The organism is Candidatus Moraniibacteriota bacterium (assembly GCA_016699795.1).
Taxonomy (GTDB): Bacteria; Patescibacteriota; Minisyncoccia; order Moranbacterales.
The window spans coordinates 1,114,166-1,131,246 of sequence record CP065011.1 but is presented as its reverse complement, the minus strand read 5'-3'; the positions used below and the strand labels follow the sequence as shown (position 1 = coordinate 1,131,246).

Here is a 17,081-nt window from a genome sequence, read left to right as displayed (position 1 = left end):
TTTTTTTTCTATGTCTTGGATTGGGTACGCCTTTCTTTCGGCAATATTTGCAGCACTTGTTACTATATTTGCAAAAATTGGTATCAAGAATATTGATTCAACTCTTGCTACAACGGTTCGCGGTATAATCATGGCGGGTTTTTTGGTTTTGGTGAGTTTGGGACTTAATAAATTTAGTCCACAATTACTTGCAGAAATAAAGGCAAAAGATTGGGTATTTATTACTTTAGCTGGCATTGCAGGAGCTCTGTCTTGGCTTTTTGGTTTTTATGCTTTGAAGAACGGAGAGGCTGGTCCTGTAAGTGCTATTGATCGATTGAGTATTGTTTTTATTGTTATTTTTGCTACTCTTTTTCTGGGTGAATCGTTTGGTTGGAAGACGGCACTTGGATCGGTATTTGTTGCTATGGGAGCATTTCTTATAACAATGAAATAAAAAATAAGACGTTTGGAAATACTGTTCGAGAAAAATAGAGTTTTATTTTTTGAGAAAATTTCTAAGAAAACTTTCTTTTATAAAAAAGAAAAAGCCTGATACAATAGTTCAGGCTCTTGTTTAAAACAGTTTGATCTTACCTATCGTTCGAGTGCATTGCTCGAAAGAGAAGCTGTAGTATGAGATCAAGTTGTTGTTCTATGAGAATGAGTGATGTTTCACTAGATAGGCGACTTAGAGGATCTCTCAAAGAACAAAGAGCTTTCTCCACTTCTTGAGATATTTCCTCTAAGGAATTTTGGGAATGATCAGTCACGGTTTTGGGTTTCCTGTGTCGACAAATAACAATCTTTTATTGAAAATAGTGTGCGACGAATTATCCTAAAACGTATTTGAAACACTGTCAATAAAAAGATTTATTGTATAAAAGAAGAAAATTCGTTACTATAAAATGATTCTTTATTTTTTATCAAGGGAACAATGAAAAAAGAGAAAATGAAATTGTTTATCAAAACATTTGGTTGCCAACAAAATGTAGCGGATTCTGAAAGAATTGTTTCGTATTATGTTTCTCGTGGATATACTTTAGGCAAGGATGAAAAGGAATCCGACCTGGTGGTTATCAATAGCTGTATGATACGAGATAAGGCTGAAGAAAGGGTATATGGCTATATTCGTAATCTTCGAAAAAGTCGTTCTTCTGCCTTATTACGAATTGTTTTGACGGGTTGTATTGTTGGAGCTGCGGCACGAGAACCGAGTGGAAAGATGAAGAAAAAACTTGAGAAACGAATACCTGATGTCGAGCTTCTTTCTATTGATGAAGTTGGTTTTGAATATCCTCCTATTCGGCAAGAAAATACTTCTTCTAAAGGAAATGCATTGGAAAAGAAAAAACACGGGTGGGTAGTAATTTCTAATGGATGTAATAATTATTGTGCATTTTGCATCGTTCCTTTTTCTCGTGGACGAGAGGTTTCAAGGTCCTACAAAGAGATAATAGAAGAAGTTCAGGATATGGTGGCTCATGGGTATTCTAGCGTTACATTACTGGGACAAAATGTAAATTCGTATGGAAGCGATCTTATTCTTAAGGGAAAGGCTCAAGATTTTGAATCTGAAACTCAAGACGAGAAGTCAGAAAAAAGAAACTTGGAAACACAAGATCATGATAAAAAATCTCAAGACTTAGAAACTCGCGAAGGATATACTCTTTTTAATGGAAAGACAGTAGCTCCTGTGATGGTAAAACATCTGGGGCGTCAACGTATTCCTACTCTTTTTCCGTATTTATTGGAAGACATTGCTCATATTCCAGGAATTGAAACTATTACTTTTACAAGTTCTAATCCATGGGATTTTTCGGATGAACTTATCGAAGTTATCCAACGAAATGAGAATATAGATAGGTTATTACATCTCCCGGTTCAATCAGGGAGTACGAAAATTCTTCATGCAATGAATCGTTGGTATACAAAGGAAGCATATTTGGAGCTTTTGCAACGAATACAAAAAAGAATTCCTGAAGTGAAATTTATTACTGATATTATTGTGGGATTTCCAGGAGAAACGGAAGAAGATTTTCAGGAAACTGTTGATTTGGTTCGTCAGGCAGGATTTGTTCGGGCATTTATCGCTTGCTATTCAGAGCGACCAGGAACACAAGCAACGAAAAATATGGAAGATAGCATTCCTTTGGAGGAAAAGAAACGAAGAATGAGAATCCTCAATGAAATGACCAATCTCGCACATCCCGGAGTCTCTGAAGGAAAAGATTGGATACGAACAAAAAATAAATTTCGTTTTGAAAAAGAGGGAAAAGAAAGAAAGGAATAAAAATATTCGTTACTATGAAAATAGCTTTGGTTCACGACTATCTCGTGCAGTATGGGGGAGCCGAAAGAGTTTTGGAAAGTTTTTGCGAACTTTTTCCAAATGCCCCGATTTATACACTTGTTTATGATGAAGATGCAACGCATAAAAGATTTCAAGATCGAGTGATCAAAACATCTTTTTTACAAAAAGCTCCTTTTATTAAAAAACAACATCGGCTTTTCCCCCTTCTTATGCCTATAGCAATGGAACAATTTGATTTTTCTCGTTATGATGTTGTTCTTTCTGATTCTTCAAGTTTTGCTAAGGGAATAATTACACATGCTGATACTCTGCATATTTGTTATATGCATACACCGATGCGTTATGCTTGGGATGATTGTCAACGATATACTCGTGAATTTCATCAACTAAAATTTATAAAATCCTTGGTACCCTATTTTGTAAATGGACTTCGTATGTGGGATCGAGTAAGTTCAAAACGGCCTGATAAAATTATTGCTAATTCTGATTTTGTAGCTCGTCGAATACAAAAATATTATCGGAGAAATTCCCAAGTAATACATCCACCTGTAGAAATTGATTCTTTTTATACAAAAAAAGATAAAGGATATTTTCTTATGGTAGGAAGACTCATATCTTACAAAAGACATGATATTGTTATAGATGCTTTCAATACATTAGGTCTGCCACTTCGTATTATTGGACAAGGTCCAGAAGAGGCGAGGTTAAAAAAACAAGCTCGAAATAATATAACTTTTCTGGGACATGTTGATGATAAAGAACTTGCTTCTCAATATGCATCTTCTCGGGCATTTATTTTTCCTCAAGAAGAAGATTTTGGCATCGTCGCTATTGAGGCGCTTGCTTCAGGTAAACCAATTTTAGCTTTTCAAGGGGGAGATATTGTAGAACACATAACGCATGGAAAAGAAGGTTTATTTTTTACAGAGCAAACAGCTAAAGGTGTTATTGATGTTGTGAAACAATTTGAAAAACATCAATTTAATGCCAAAGAAATACAAGCCGTTGCAAAGAAATTTGATAAAAAACTTTTTCAAGAAAAAATACGTACGTACATAGAAAATTCTTTCAAAGAATTTATGGAAAAAAAGAAAAATTATATAAACAATAACACGTAGAATAGTATGAAATCACACTATAAAAATATTCTTTCAAGACCAGCGGAAGCTATTATTCATTTTAGCGATGTTTTTTCTGGGAATGAACAGGATTTCGATGCGGAACTTACCGTCATTTTGAGAAATATCGGAACGCTTACGGATAAAACATATTTTGTGGGAGCACGTGCTTCTTTGGCGGGATACGGAGCTGTTCTCCTCAATGATCTTTTTCGAGAGCGTTTTCAGATACTTTCTTTTATCAAAGAAGAGAAAAGGGTTTCTGAATCAACACTTTTTTCTATTCTTAATTCTTTGCCAAGAGAAGGACATGATAGAGAAAAGTTTCCAAACGGAATGGATTTTCATCTGGCGATTACTGCTGGAGGTGTGTGTTTTTTCGCTACTCCATTGGAAACATTGTCTGCACTGGAAACTCGTAATGAAATAGTGGCGCTTTATCGAATTCCTAATGAACATATTCCTTTTACAGATGGCACAAAAGAGCAATTCCGATCTTCCATCATTGCTTCAAGTCGGTTTTGTCCTGAAGTTATGGAAACCATATATGAATATGCAACGATTGAAGATATTCTATCTGCCAAACAAGCGGGATTACATCCCCAGATTATACCGGAACAATCTTCGGAAATAGAATTTGCTTACGCAGATCGTTTTGGAAATGTTCGATTGAGCGTTCGTGATGGAAAAGCTCTTCGTAATCGACTCAAGACGTCGGCATCAAAAGAAGTCCGTGTAATAATAAATGACACTGAGCCCATAAATGCTCTTTATGTCCGATCACTTGCGGACGTACCTGTGGGTCAAATAGGTTTGTATGAGAATGTTGCTGACGCTTCATTTCCTCATAGAAAAGCTTGTTATTGGGAACTTGTAAAAAAGAGCGATCATTGTCTTTTGGATGACGAAATGGCTTTTGATTTGATAAAGAAAAGATCTTCCAATGTGGGAAAAACAACATTTCAGATTCTTTGTGCTTAGGAGGAAAAGTCTTGGAGGAGTGTTTATTTTTTTGCTTTTTTTGGGAATGAATGTTATAAGAAAAATACCATTTTTTTTGGGAGTTCTTTTTCGATGAAAAAGTTTTTAAATGGAGCTATGCTAGCTCTAAAAAGTCGCGAAACAGGGCGCTTCCTTGTTATTCAAGAACTTCAGTCCAAGAAGGGAATTAAGAGAGAAGGACAACTTTCTTTTCCTGCAGAAACTATATTCTTGGGAGAGAGCAAAGAATCTGCATTGGGAAGAGTTTTTGGCGAAGAAGTGGGAATCGACCCACCCAAGGAAAATCCTGAATTCATAGGAAAAGTTCCTTGGATCGATAGAAGCGATCTTCGCGCTGAAGTGTTTGTTTATTTGGCGTATTGCGATGAGGAGTTTATCGCAAGACCCAAAGACTCCACAGATGTGACTTTTCACGGGTGGATGTTCCTGGACGAAATTATTTCGCAAGATATTCGTTTGGGTATCCTAGAAACCATCATGTTTTTGAAGAAGAAGAAAAAAAATATTTAGAATAGCTGTGCAAAACGCGTATCTCAAAAAGAGCGCGTTTTTTTATGAGAAAAGTATTTTTGTTCCTGGAGGAGTTTTGTGAAAGATTTTCTCAAAATTCTCACTGTGAAGACCATTGAAAATAATAATATCTTTTATAAAAGGAGAGGAAAACTTTTGAAAAGAAAGAATCTTATTTCGTATTCCTCCTGTAACATCGATACTGTGTGATCCAGAAAGTGAAGTGTTTTCAGGGGAGAGAAGTTCTTTTATAGAGGCGGAAGGAATTATCTTAGCATCAGCATGATAATAAGGATCTTTGGAATAAATTCCATCCACATCAGAAGCAAAAACGACACGCTCGGCTTGATAGTAGGTTGCCAACTGGGCAGCAATAGCATCGCCAGAACAAACAGACATTCCTAATGTTGTATCAAATACCATTTCTCCATAAAGAATAGGTATAAGATTATTTTTGAGAGAAAGGTCGATGAGGGGATAATTGATCGAGGATATTGATTTTGTATTTGAAATAATGGCTGATCCTGTATGAATAGGTATTACTGAAAGTGAATGTTCGAGAAATGTAGAGAATATTCGAGCATTGAGAATTTGATTTTTAAGACGTATCTCTAGAGAGCCCTGAAGCTTTTTCTTGTCATTATTCACGCCTTCAGAAAGATTGTAGGCATGAGCAATTTGATGTCCAATAGATCCTGCTCCGTGAATAAGAATAATTTGAACTGCTTCATTGTGAAGTGCTTTTTTGAGACTAGTCGCTATTTTTCCAAGAAGTTTCTTTCGTACATAGGGCTTAAGAGAGCTTTTCCTTGTAATTACACTTCCCCCGAGTTTTACAATAATGGTTTTCTTCATATATTTTGCTTTTTACTCCAAAATGCGATACAGTTTTTTTATGAAATCTCTCATTCGCGAAATTGTTGCAGATGCACTCAAAGCAGTACACTTTCTTTCTCCAAAAGAAAATATTGATTTTGACGTGTTGTATCCTCCAAAAATTGAAATGGGGGATTATTCTGTTAACGTTTCTATGATACTTGCCTCAAGACTTAAACGCAATCCTTTTGATATTGCGAAAGATTTGGCAGAAGAAATACAAAAAGATTCTCGAGTAGAGAAAGTCGATGTTATTTTGCCTGGATACATCAATATTTTTTTGACTGAAAAAGTTTTCTTCGAAGGCATTACCTCTATTGTACAAGAAGGAAATCCTTTTGGTTTGATTGCGAAGAAAAAACCTGAGCGTATTCTTGTTGAATTTGTTTCATCGAACCCTACGGGACCTATTCATTTGGGAAATGCTCGTGGTGGTCCTGTAGGAGATACGATAGCGCGAGTTCTTGAAAAACTAGGACATTCTGTTTGGCGTGAATTTTATGTGAATGATTTCGGGAAACAAATTGAAATCTTGGGGCATTCTGTTCTCAAAGATGAAAACACTCAGTATCGGGGAGATTATATAGATGATCTTGCAAAGATAAAACCAGAAAATATTAATACTCCTCGAGAAGTAGGTATTTGGGCTGGTCATCATATTCTCGAAACACTTATAGAACCAACTTGCAAAAAATTGGGGATTTCTTTTGATACTTTTTTTCTCGAATCATCTCTGTATGCAAAGGGAAAAATTGAGGATATTTTGAAACTCTTACAAGAGCAGAATCTTACTTATGAAAAAGATGGTGCTCTTTGGTACCGATCCACACTTTTTGGTGATGATAAAGATAGAGTTATTCTTCGAACTGATACATCAGTCACCTATAGATTGGCTGATTTTGCTTATCATAAGGACAAATTTGATAGGAATTTTTCTCAACTTGTTACGGTTCTTGGTGCAGATCATTTGAGCGAGGCGAAAGAAATGAAGGCATATATCGAGAATATTTTGCAAAAGAAAAATACCTATACGTATGTCATTACGCAATTCGTTCGAATAATGAAGGATGGTGTGGAAGTGAAAATGTCCAAACGAAGAGGGACGTATTATGCCATGGATGATCTCATAGAAGAAGTTGGACGAGATGCTGTTCGATTTATTTTCCTTTCTTATTCATCGGGATCGCATATATCTTTTGATATTAATATTGCTCGAGAACAAAGTGAGAAAAATCCTGTCTATTATGTGCAGTATGCACACGCTCGAATCTCTGGGATATTAAGGAAGGCAGATGAGCATAAAAAAAGTGTAGAGGAATCCTTTTCAAAGAATATCTTTATTCATACGAAAGAAAGAGAATTAGCTTTGGCTATTTTTCGATTCTATGATGTTTTTGATACGGTAGCGGATACGTACGAAGTACATCGTCTTCCTCAGTATGCAAGAGAACTCGCAGATAGTTTTCATTCTTTTTATGCTGTATGTAGAGTGATCAATGAAAAGGATAAAGAGCGAACACGAATTCGTTTGGAACTTTCCGAAGCGACAAAAATTCTCCTTGCTTCAACTTTGGATCTTTGTGGGGTTTCTGCTCCTGAAAAAATGTGATAAACTTACAATAGTTTAGAGAAGACGCATCTTGAAACAAGAAAGGAAGAGAAAAGATGCAAACACACGAGAGAGAAGTGAAAAAATATAAAAGAACTATTACTAACCTCCATTTTCTATTGCAATTTTCAAATTTTCGTTGCAAATTCGATAAAAATTTGAAAATTTCATATACGAAAGGAGATTAGCAATGGTCTCATAAAAATTTGCATATATGAAATCATTTGATCTTGATCATAAAGTTGATATTGCCTGGTGTCCTGCTTGTGGGAACTTCGGTATTCTTAGCGCGGTAAAAATGGCTCTTGATGAGCTTGGAATTGATCCGAAGAAAACAGTACTTTCTTCGGGTATTGGTCAGGCAGCAAAAACACCTCAATATATCAAATCACATTATTTCAATGGACTTCATGGGCGAGCACTTCCTGTTGCTGAAGGGATAAAAGCTTCAAACCCTAATCTTACTGTAATCGCAGAATCAGGAGATGGGGATATTTATGGCGAAGGAGGAAATCATTTTATTCATGCTATTCGAAGAAATCCTGATATCGCTGTTATTGTTCATAATAATATGATTTATGGACTTACCAAAGGACAAGCATCACCTACAACGCTCAAAGGAATGAAAACTCCGATTCAGGTCGAGGGTGTGTGGCAAGAACCTTTCAATCCTATGGCAGTCGCTATTGCTTTGGGAGCAAGTTTTGTAGCTCGTGCCAATATCGGAAATCTTATGCATACCAAAGAAATGATAAAGAGGGCAGTTACTCATAAAGGTTTTGCTCTTTTGGATATTTTCCAACCATGTGTTGTTTTTAATAAGCTAAATACATATAACTGGTATAAGGAACATTCCTATATTTTGCCAGAAGACTATGATCCGACTGATAGGGTAGCTGCTATTCAGAAAGCCTGGGAAGATGAGAAATATCCACTTGGTGTTTTGTATGTAAATCCGAAAAAAGAAAAAACGTTTTCTGAGGGATTGGGCGTGTATGAGGAAGATAAAGAGCCTCTTTTTGAACGGTATTATAACCCGGAGCACTTGAAAGAAATTGCCTCACATTATATAGTAGGGAAGGAATAGGTTTAAATAGGAGTTTTTTCCATAGGGTTGACGCATTTTTTTTCGTGAGGTATCCTTTTTACGTGTTGTTTTTTTGGGCGATTAGCTCAGATGGTTAGAGCGCGTCACTGATAATGACGAGGTCCCAAGTTCGAGTCTTGGATCGCCCACCAATAGTGTTTTTATTGTTTTAAATCCTTCTCTATTTTAAAAAAATTATGGGGTAGTGTGTGCGCATATAGAGGGACGAATTTTTTTGCCCCTCCTTTTTCGTCATCGCTGAATTTTGTATTTTACTTTGTGAGAGGTATTGTAGAAAATTGATTCCATCCAGAGAATTGTATATATTAAATTATAATATTATTATCTTTTTTAACTAACATCTTGTATAGTTATACGAATATTGCCAAAGGAGGATGATATAATTGATTATAATATAAAGGAGTGTCAGTTGATATTTCTCAGGGTATATTTTCAAAAAAAATTAATATTACTTTCTATATGATTGTAAAAATTGAGGACGGGATTAAGCTAACCTTGATAATTGAAATGATTAAGAAAATAACTATCGCTCTGGGCGTTGCTTTGAATGAATTTATAAAAAAATAAAAATATGCAGACTGATATTGTTTACAATATTTATTTTGGTTTGGGTATAATATTTCAATCATATTTTTTCATTCATCCTGAATTTAAAAAAGAGGATATAAAAGAATTGATAAAAGATATTGGTAGCGGTTTACTATTTGCTACTATTGCATTATTTTTTGTTGCAATAGATGGCGCTATGGGAGAATTAACTTTATCAGAAATTTTATTTGTTTTTATATACACCTTTTTTTTCGTATTTTGTACAGCGTTTGCAATGAGTTTTAGAAGAAGGCTATTACCTAAGGTAAATCAAGTGTCGCTTTTGATTTTAAATATAATTTTTCTTTATTACATAACTACTCGTTTGGGTTATGTTCATTTCTTTGCAATATTTTTTTATATCCCCACAATAATCAGTATATTGTTTTTGTTTTTTAAAAAAGATTTAAGTAATTCTCAAAAAGGATTTTTATGTATCTGGTATTTAGTACTTTCAATTTTTACCGCATTTATAAATATTTATTATATTTCGGTAGCTCCTAAAGATTATGCATATTCATCTTACGCAACAACTTTTTTAGCAGGAAGTATTGGATTATATATTTATGTTCTTATCATATATTTGATAATGTTTATTCCACTAAGTGATAAAAGTGAGCACGCTATCGCTCGTCGGAGAGCAGAAGTTAAGGAACATTTCTTATTACTAGGAGCATCCTTCCAAAAACTTAATATCAACACACTTTTATTTATAGTAACTTCTATACTTTTAGTGGCTTTACTTTTATTGAATTTTGAATATAAATATTTTTCAGAAAATTTATTTGTAGTTTCTGTAATTTTTCTTATTGTGTATATAAATGAAAAATTATCGAAAGCGGTTATTTTAAATGCAAATGATCCAATGGCTCAAAATACGATACATAAGATCAGAAAAATTACATAAACTTACTTCTTAGGGTAGGTAAAATTTATTTGAAAAGCTTAAAATTTTTGAGGAGGCTATTTATATTTTTTCTTTTATATTAGGAGAATTTCGTATTCTGTGGTAGACTCTTAGAAGAGGATGAACAATCAATGTGAGAAGATTGCATAACACCGTTTTTTTGGAGGGGTGTTTTTTTGTTCATCGACACACATCAGCTTTTTAGACATACTAGACATTTATTATATGGGAATCATATTATTTTTTGTTCTCATTATAATAATCTCTATTTTTATACCTGAATTTGTTTTGGTTTTTATAGTATTGAATCTTTTTTTCGGACTTTTTCTTTCTATTTTTCAGATAATTATTGCACTTCTTCCTGATTTTAAGCCAGAAAGGAGAAATTTGCAGACAGAGCCGTTTGTTTCGATTCTTGTTCCTGCGTACAATGAGCCGCCAACTATTTTGATGCAAACGCTGGATACATTAGCACATCTTGAGTACAAAAATTTTGAGGTTCTTATTATAGACAATAATACGAAGGATAGTGCTATTTGGAAACCAGTAAAGATTTTTTCTCAAACGCTTGGAGAAAGATTCCACTTTTTTCATGTCGATCCTCTTTCTGGATTTAAAGCAGGATCGTTGAATTATCTTTTAAAACGAATAAGTAAAAAAGCGGAATATATTGCGGTTATTGATGCTGATTATATCGTAAAATCAGATTTTCTTCTTACAGCCCTCTCGTATTTTTCACAAGAAAGCATTGCCCTTGTTCAATTTCCTCAGCATTATCGAAATCGTAACGAGAAGAATCAACCCATTGCCGATGAATACCGACATTTTTTTGGTATCTATATGAATATGGCAAATCATTTGGATTGTGTTCCTTCGACGGGAACGATTAGTGTATATAGATCCAAAATTTTAAAACTTTTATGTGGTTTTAGGGGAGAAGCGTTGACAGAAGATGCTGATGTGGGATTGCGAATGTATGAAGCGGGTTATCGGGGTATTTATGTGGATCGTTTGGTGGGTTATGGTTTAATGCCCTATGATCTTGAGGCGTATAAACATCAAAAATGGCGATGGGCCTTTGGTAATGCACAATCTTTGATAAAATTATTTTCTTTATTTGGAAAAATTCCTTTTAAATCTTGGTTTGGCTTTTTACTTCATCTTACTGCTTGGGACCATTTAAATTTTTTGCCTTTCGCGGTAATTTCTTCGTATGTTATTTTGCTCTTACCTTTTATTACATTAACTGAACATCATCGTTACCTTTTTGATATCGCTTCTCTTTCTTTACTTATAACATTAGTATCAAAGAGAATTCTTTTTTGGGCATCGCTTAAAAATCAAAAAAAATCTTTACGACGTTCATGGCGAGCTTTCCTCATTCACATGGGAATGACTTTAGTTTATTCCGAAGCTTGGTTGGCATTTCTTTTTCGAACGAAATCAGTTTTTGAACGAACAAATAAATTTATATTGTTGAAAATGCCAAGCTTGTTCAAAAATACCTACAAGGAGCTTGTTTTGGGTGTGTGGTTTTTGATTGGAATTGTAGAGGTTTTCTATGTAGGAGAAAGAATTACTACACAAATAACTTTTTTTATTGCAGCTATGGTTTTATTTTGTATTTTTTATGTTTATTGGAAAATTGCTTCAACAAAAGAATATTCTAAAAAATTACTCCGTGTTATGGAGAAAAAATATGAACCCTATCTTATAAACATTGAAACACTAAAAAATAAGATCTGAATAAAATATGAGAATAGCTTTACTTGCGCCACTTTGGAAAAGAGTTCCCCCTGAAAAATATGGTGGTTCTGAATTGATAGTAGCTAATCTTGCAAAAGGATTAACTCATTTGGGTCATGATGTTACCACCTTTGCTTGTGGGGGATCTCATGTTCGAGGAAAACTTGTTTCGGTTATTCCCAAATCGATGTATGAGCTTATTGGTGGTTTTGATTGGAATGGAATTAAGCAGTATGAATTTCTTTCCTTTTTTGAAATAGCAAAACGTATTGGAGATTTTGATGTGATACATAATCATATGGGATTTCATCCCTTATCTTTCGCACCCTTCTTGTCTCTTCCGATGGTAACAACATTGCACAGCAGTTTACCGCCAGATTTTCCTTGTTTGGCAGAAGCTTTCAAAGCATATCCATTTGTATCTATTAGTAATGCTCAACGAAAACTTTCCCCAGATCTTCATTATGTTGCTACGGTATATCATGGAATTGATGTGAAAACGTTTCATCCAAATTTTGAAAAAATAAAGAATGACACTTTTCTTTTTCTTGGAACTCTTTCAGAAAGAAAAGGAATTGATATTGCTGTTCGAGCCGCTCATCAATTGAAAAAACAATTAATAATCGCAGGGGAAATAAGAGAAGAAGATATTCCTTTTCTGAAAAAAGAGGTCTTCCCCTATATCGACGGAAAGAATATTACTTTTATTGGAGAAATTGGTCATAAAGAAAAATCCTTTTTACTTGCGCATGCTTCTGCATTATTGTTTCCATCTCGTTGGAATGAAGCCTTTGGATTGGTTATGATTGAGGCTTTGGCATGCGGAACTCCTGTTGTTGCTTTAAATAATGGAGCGATAAAAGAAGTTCTCAAAAATGGTAAAACAGGATTTGTTGTGGAAAATGAAATATTATTTCAAGAGGCTTTACAAAAAGTTGGTGAGTTATCAAGAGAGACTTGTCGGATTGATGCTGAAGAAAATTTTGATATTTCTGTTATGGCAAAAAATTATGAAAATGTTTATAAAAAATTAAAAGAATAAAATAAATGAAAATAGCTATTGTTTCACCTGTTATGGTCCCTGTTCCTCCGAAAAAGTATGGAGGTATCGAACGTATTGTTGATGAGCTAGCTCGTGGTTTAGCTCAAAAAGGACATGAGGTAACTTTATTTTGCTGTGGAGGTTCAACTCTAAAACAAGAAGGCATTACTCGTGTCGAAACGAGTCCTTATCCAACCGATGAACATAGAGAAGAAAATAGAAGATGGGAGCTAGATCAAATAGCTACCGTCCTTCGTCGACAACATGAATTTGATTGTATTCATTTCCATTATGAACCTATTGTATTTCGCTTTTTTCTTGAGGGAAATACAATAAATTTTCTAGATTTTTTTACAGTTCCTTTGGTAGTAACCTTTCACAATACTACCCATATTCAAGCCCATGAAGAATACTATCGAAAAACTTTATCACTCTATCGACATGAGATGGTGTATATTAGTGAGAATCAGCGTCAACCATTAGCTTTTTTTCCCCACACGCAGGTTATTTATAATGCTATTCCTATTGAAAAATTTCCATTTGAGGCGAAAAAAGAAGAGTATCTTTTGTTTCTTGGAAGAATCACCCCCTTCAAAGGAATTTTGGAAGCTATTTTTGTTGCCAAAAAAACTAAAATTCCTTTGATTATTGTGGCCAAAGTGGATCCTGTAGACAAAGACTTTTTTGAGAAAGAAGTAAAAAAAGAGATTGATGGAAAATATGTTCAGTATGTCGGAGAGGCAAATTTTTTCGAGAAAACGGAATATTTGAAAAAAGCAAAATGCCTTCTTTTTCCAATTCTTTGGGAAGAGCCTTTCGGATTGGTTATGATTGAGGCTCTGGCATGCGGAACTCCTGTTGTTGCTTTTAGGCGGGGTTCTGTATCAGAAATAATTCAGGACACGATCAATGGATTTATTGTAGATACCGTCGATCAAATGGTAGAAGCTGTAAAAAAAATAGAAATAATTTCAACAAAAAAATGTCGAGAAACAATAGAAAAACGATTTTCAATAGATCGTATGGTGTGTGAATATGAAAATCTTTTTAAGCGAATAGGTTTAAAGTAAAAAGTGAAAAACTTTTTTATATACAAAATGGAAGAAAGAAAAGAGACTCTCTACAGGAGAGGCTTTTTCTTCTATACTAGAAAGAGGTAGGGATGATGGAAATTTTTTCATAAGAAAATAAAATATGTATCACTTCATCGTGTATGGAAGTATTTTCTTGGTATGTCTTTTTTTTGCTCTCTTTTTCTTTTTTGTGGGAGGAGAAAAACAAGAATCTTTTCAAAATTCTTTACCTTCCGATTCACCTTCTTTTCATCAAGAGGAGACATATCAAGAAAGTATTCCTCAAGAAAACGTATCCGAACTTCCTTTGTCTTCAGAAAAAGATTCTTTGGAAAAAGAAAATTCTCCAGAGGTTTTGAATGATACGCAAAAAGAAAAAATTCTTCCAAAACAAGAAAAACCAATTTCAAAAGAGAAAAAAGAAACATCTCTTGAAATAAAAGAAACATTACTTTCTTTCGGTTATCATACGCCTGAACAATTGCGAAATATCGATACTATCGTTATTCACTCTTCGTATAATGCTTCGGGAGGTGATGTATATGATCGGGAAAAGATTATACAACAATATAAAGATTACGGAGTTGGAGCTCATTATCTTATCGACAGACGAGGCGGGGTTTATCGCCTTATAGAAGAGAAAAATATCGCCTATCATGCGGGAGTATCAAAACTTCCAGATGGGCGAAAAAATGTAAATGATTTTTCGATTGGTATTGAACTTATGGGAACAAAAGAAAGTGGTTTTGATGCTCAACAATATAGTGCTCTCAATGCGCTTATTTCTGATATCAAAAGTCGTTATAAGATAAAAAACATAGTAGGTCATGCTGATATTGCTCCTGAACGAAAAACCGATCCTTGGAAATTTAATTGGGATAGCGTAAAACGATAGAATGAGGGGAGAGAAGAAAGAGTATGTAAATATTGCCAAAAACTGATTGATATTTATGAGCAAAAAACTAAAGAGGTAATTTGAAATGTTTATGTGGACGTATGATAAATTAAAAAATTGTGTAATATAGAGAATATGGAAGAAAGAATAAAACAATTTCAAAACCCATCTTCTTCGGAATTTATCGAGAAGCCTAATTCTACTTTATCAGAATCACAAGCTGTATCAGAAAAAGACTTCTTTACTAAAGCTGTGGAGACAATAAAAATAAATGAAAGAGCGTTAAGGCTTTTGACTTTGGTGGAGCGTGGTTATTTTCCAAATCAAGAAGATCTATATGCACTCAATGTGGATCATTTTGTAGAATCATTACGAAAAAAATATCCAATCATTGAAGATATGCAGACTGATTTGTGTGAAGTTGTCGATGAACAAATAGGAGTTTTTTTTCAAAAAGGATGGACACAAGAACAATATAATCAAATTGTTCAAGAAAAAAAAGTACAGTATAAAAGAGAAGCTGTTTCTGGCATTATAAATGCATTGGGTCCAATATATGAGAAATTTGGTGCTACATCTTCTGAAGAAAATAAAATAAGAATTTTCGGAAACCTTGCTACTTCGATAAGAAAAGCAGATCCCCATACTATTTCAGCAACTCAGCGAGATTATGTAAAGAAGAATATTCTCTCAGCAATGAATCAAGAATTTACTCCTGATGAAGCAAGAAGAATAATTCAAATAAAAGAAACATTTTTTGAAATTTGGAAACAAGCATTTCCGGAGAGTGCTGATTCGGATATTGAAAATGCTGTCAAAAGAATTAAAGAAAAATCCGGCTTAGCTTTAGAAGAGCTACAAGAGGAAATAGGAACTTCCGGAAAAGAAATTTTGTCAGAGCGGTTTAATTTAAAAGGATCAGAGAAAGAAATTGAATATTCGGGAATACCTATTGATGTATATCTTGCCAATAAATACTTGCAAATTATTGATGTGCGAAACGATTTGCGTTGGAATGCTGATTATCTTCTTATTGATCCTGCGACGTTTGATCAAGAAAATCCGAGAATGGGCTACAAAGGAATTAGAAAAAACGAACCCTTTACTATTGGTAGAAATAATGCGTTTCGGTTTCAATTTCCCGATACTGTTTCGCGCGCTCATCTTAGAATAGAGTTGCGAGATGAGAAATTGCTTATAGAAGATGTAGGCTCTATGAATGGGACTACGTTACAAGTAGAAAGGCCGAGGCGATTAAATAAAGAACAAATTGAGATTCAAAAATCTAGTTCTGAAAAAGAACTCGCTATCGAAAAATTTTTTGAGTTTACCAAAAAACATGAATTGGAAATTGAAAGAGATTTGCAACAAGGGCGTGATTTAGATGAGCTTTTTTATCATGATTTTTATAATAAAAACATTGATAATCCCAGATATAAAGAAAATGATGCAACTGTTCAGCGGTGGGCATGGGAATATTCTACTCAAATTAAAAAAATGAGAGAGAATTTAAAGGAAGAATCTCAAAAGGGGAAGGGGGTAATGATCGGAGATAATGGATATTGGCTTTATTGTAATGTAAATGGAGGTTTTCGTAATCAGAGTTCTCTTGGAAGACTTTATTTTAATTTAAAGCCAGAATATGTTAAACAAATTTTTTCTAAGACAGTTGAGGCATTTCATGAGAGCGGTTTGCATAGTCAAATGAAAATTCCTCTGTACGGAAATGCAAAGGCATTTAATCGTTTTGATAAAATGGTGATTTATTTTGATGCCGAAGAAGAACAAAAAGTCTTACAGATTTTGGAAAATTTACACAAAAATAATATAGAGGGATTCGATGAAACGGGCGTTCCTCGTTTTACTGTTGAAGTAAAAAATCAACGAAACGAAAAAATGTTGGGAGTTGGATTTGCGGAGGAGCCATTGTTTCGAAATGAATCGTTTGGAACTATACGTACTAAAATTCTTGCTGAAGTTTTTATGGAAGCGAGAAACTTTCGTCATGCAATGACTGATCCAAATTTTAATTTCGATTCGGTATTTTCTAGAGTATGTTTAAAATATCAAGTTGATCCTCAAAATCCCGCTTTTAACTTTCGAAAAGACTATGGGTTTTTCCCCGAAATAAAGAGAAGGATGTCACTGAAAAAATAAGAAGTGGAGCTAAGCTTTTTCTTTCATTTTTAAAATAAAAAATATAAGAGGGAAAAAACAGCTTTTTTTCCTTGATTTTGGCTTGAGGCAGGAGTAGGATTGAAATATATTTTTTCCCAAACCATAGTACGTGTGAAACCTTACTATTTCGGATGCA

The 17,081-nt window shown here is 34.2% G+C and carries 15 protein-coding genes and 1 tRNA gene; 15 read left to right on the top strand and 1 reads right to left on the bottom strand.

The annotated features are described in order from the left end of the window. The first annotated feature begins 10 nt into the window (after positions 1-10). The 5 genes from IPN70_05275 (at position 11) to IPN70_05255 (ending at position 4,923) form a co-directional block, all read left to right on the top strand. Positions 11-436 (top strand): EamA family transporter, encoded by a 426-nt coding sequence (locus tag IPN70_05275; GenBank protein ID QQS61266.1) that lies wholly within the window; start codon positions 11-13, stop codon positions 434-436. 480 nt (positions 437-916) lie between these two features. Next, the gene (locus IPN70_05270; protein QQS61265.1) at positions 917-2,272 is read left to right on the top strand and encodes a radical SAM protein; all 1,356 of its coding nucleotides are present in this window, start codon (positions 917-919) and stop codon (positions 2,270-2,272) included. Between the two features lie 14 nt (positions 2,273-2,286). After that, on the top strand, positions 2,287-3,411 hold the full coding sequence (locus tag IPN70_05265) for a glycosyltransferase (protein QQS61264.1): 1,125 nt from the start codon (positions 2,287-2,289) through the stop codon (positions 3,409-3,411). Between the two features lie 6 nt (positions 3,412-3,417). Next, positions 3,418-4,392, top strand: coding sequence for a hypothetical protein (locus IPN70_05260; GenBank protein ID QQS61263.1), 975 nt, complete (start codon positions 3,418-3,420; stop codon positions 4,390-4,392). Positions 4,393-4,485: 93 nt separating this feature from the next. After that, positions 4,486-4,923, top strand: coding sequence for an NUDIX hydrolase (locus tag IPN70_05255; protein ID QQS61262.1), 438 nt, complete (start codon positions 4,486-4,488; stop codon positions 4,921-4,923). A 42-nt stretch (positions 4,924-4,965) separates the two neighbouring features. Here IPN70_05255 and IPN70_05250 read toward each other — a convergent pair whose 3' ends face one another. After that, entirely contained in the window at positions 4,966-5,778 is an 813-nt protein-coding gene (locus IPN70_05250) for a hypothetical protein (protein ID QQS61261.1), read from the bottom strand. Positions 5,779-5,818: 40 nt separating this feature from the next. Between IPN70_05250 and IPN70_05245 the strand changes: the two genes are divergently transcribed. From IPN70_05245 to IPN70_05200, 10 genes are all read left to right on the top strand, one after another. Then, complete coding sequence (locus IPN70_05245; protein QQS61260.1) at positions 5,819-7,408, top strand: arginine--tRNA ligase; 1,590 nt, start codon at positions 5,819-5,821, stop codon at positions 7,406-7,408. A gap of 214 nt (positions 7,409-7,622) precedes the next feature. Further along, a complete protein-coding gene (locus IPN70_05240) occupies positions 7,623-8,495 on the top strand; it encodes a 2-oxoacid ferredoxin oxidoreductase (protein QQS61259.1) in 873 nt (290 codons plus the stop codon). 75 nt (positions 8,496-8,570) lie between these two features. Further along, a tRNA-Ile gene (locus IPN70_05235) sits at positions 8,571-8,647 on the top strand. A gap of 271 nt (positions 8,648-8,918) precedes the next feature. Next, positions 8,919-9,083 (top strand): hypothetical protein, encoded by a 165-nt coding sequence (locus IPN70_05230; GenBank protein QQS61258.1) that lies wholly within the window; start codon positions 8,919-8,921, stop codon positions 9,081-9,083. Positions 9,084-9,087: 4 nt separating this feature from the next. Beyond that, positions 9,088-10,011 (top strand): hypothetical protein, encoded by a 924-nt coding sequence (locus IPN70_05225; GenBank protein ID QQS61257.1) that lies wholly within the window; start codon positions 9,088-9,090, stop codon positions 10,009-10,011. Positions 10,012-10,236: 225 nt separating this feature from the next. Then, a complete protein-coding gene (locus IPN70_05220) occupies positions 10,237-11,757 on the top strand; it encodes a glycosyltransferase (protein ID QQS61256.1) in 1,521 nt (506 codons plus the stop codon). A 7-nt stretch (positions 11,758-11,764) separates the two neighbouring features. Beyond that, entirely contained in the window at positions 11,765-12,799 is a 1,035-nt protein-coding gene (locus IPN70_05215) for a glycosyltransferase family 4 protein (protein QQS61255.1), read from the top strand. Between the two features lie 5 nt (positions 12,800-12,804). Then, a complete protein-coding gene (locus tag IPN70_05210) occupies positions 12,805-13,869 on the top strand; it encodes a glycosyltransferase family 4 protein (protein ID QQS61254.1) in 1,065 nt (354 codons plus the stop codon). Positions 13,870-13,993: 124 nt separating this feature from the next. Continuing rightward, positions 13,994-14,767: an N-acetylmuramoyl-L-alanine amidase gene (locus IPN70_05205; protein ID QQS61253.1), complete on the top strand. Its 774-nt coding sequence runs from the start codon at positions 13,994-13,996 to the stop codon at positions 14,765-14,767. A gap of 135 nt (positions 14,768-14,902) precedes the next feature. Continuing rightward, entirely contained in the window at positions 14,903-16,924 is a 2,022-nt protein-coding gene (locus IPN70_05200) for an FHA domain-containing protein (GenBank protein ID QQS61252.1), read from the top strand. Positions 16,925-17,081: the final 157 nt, after the last annotated feature.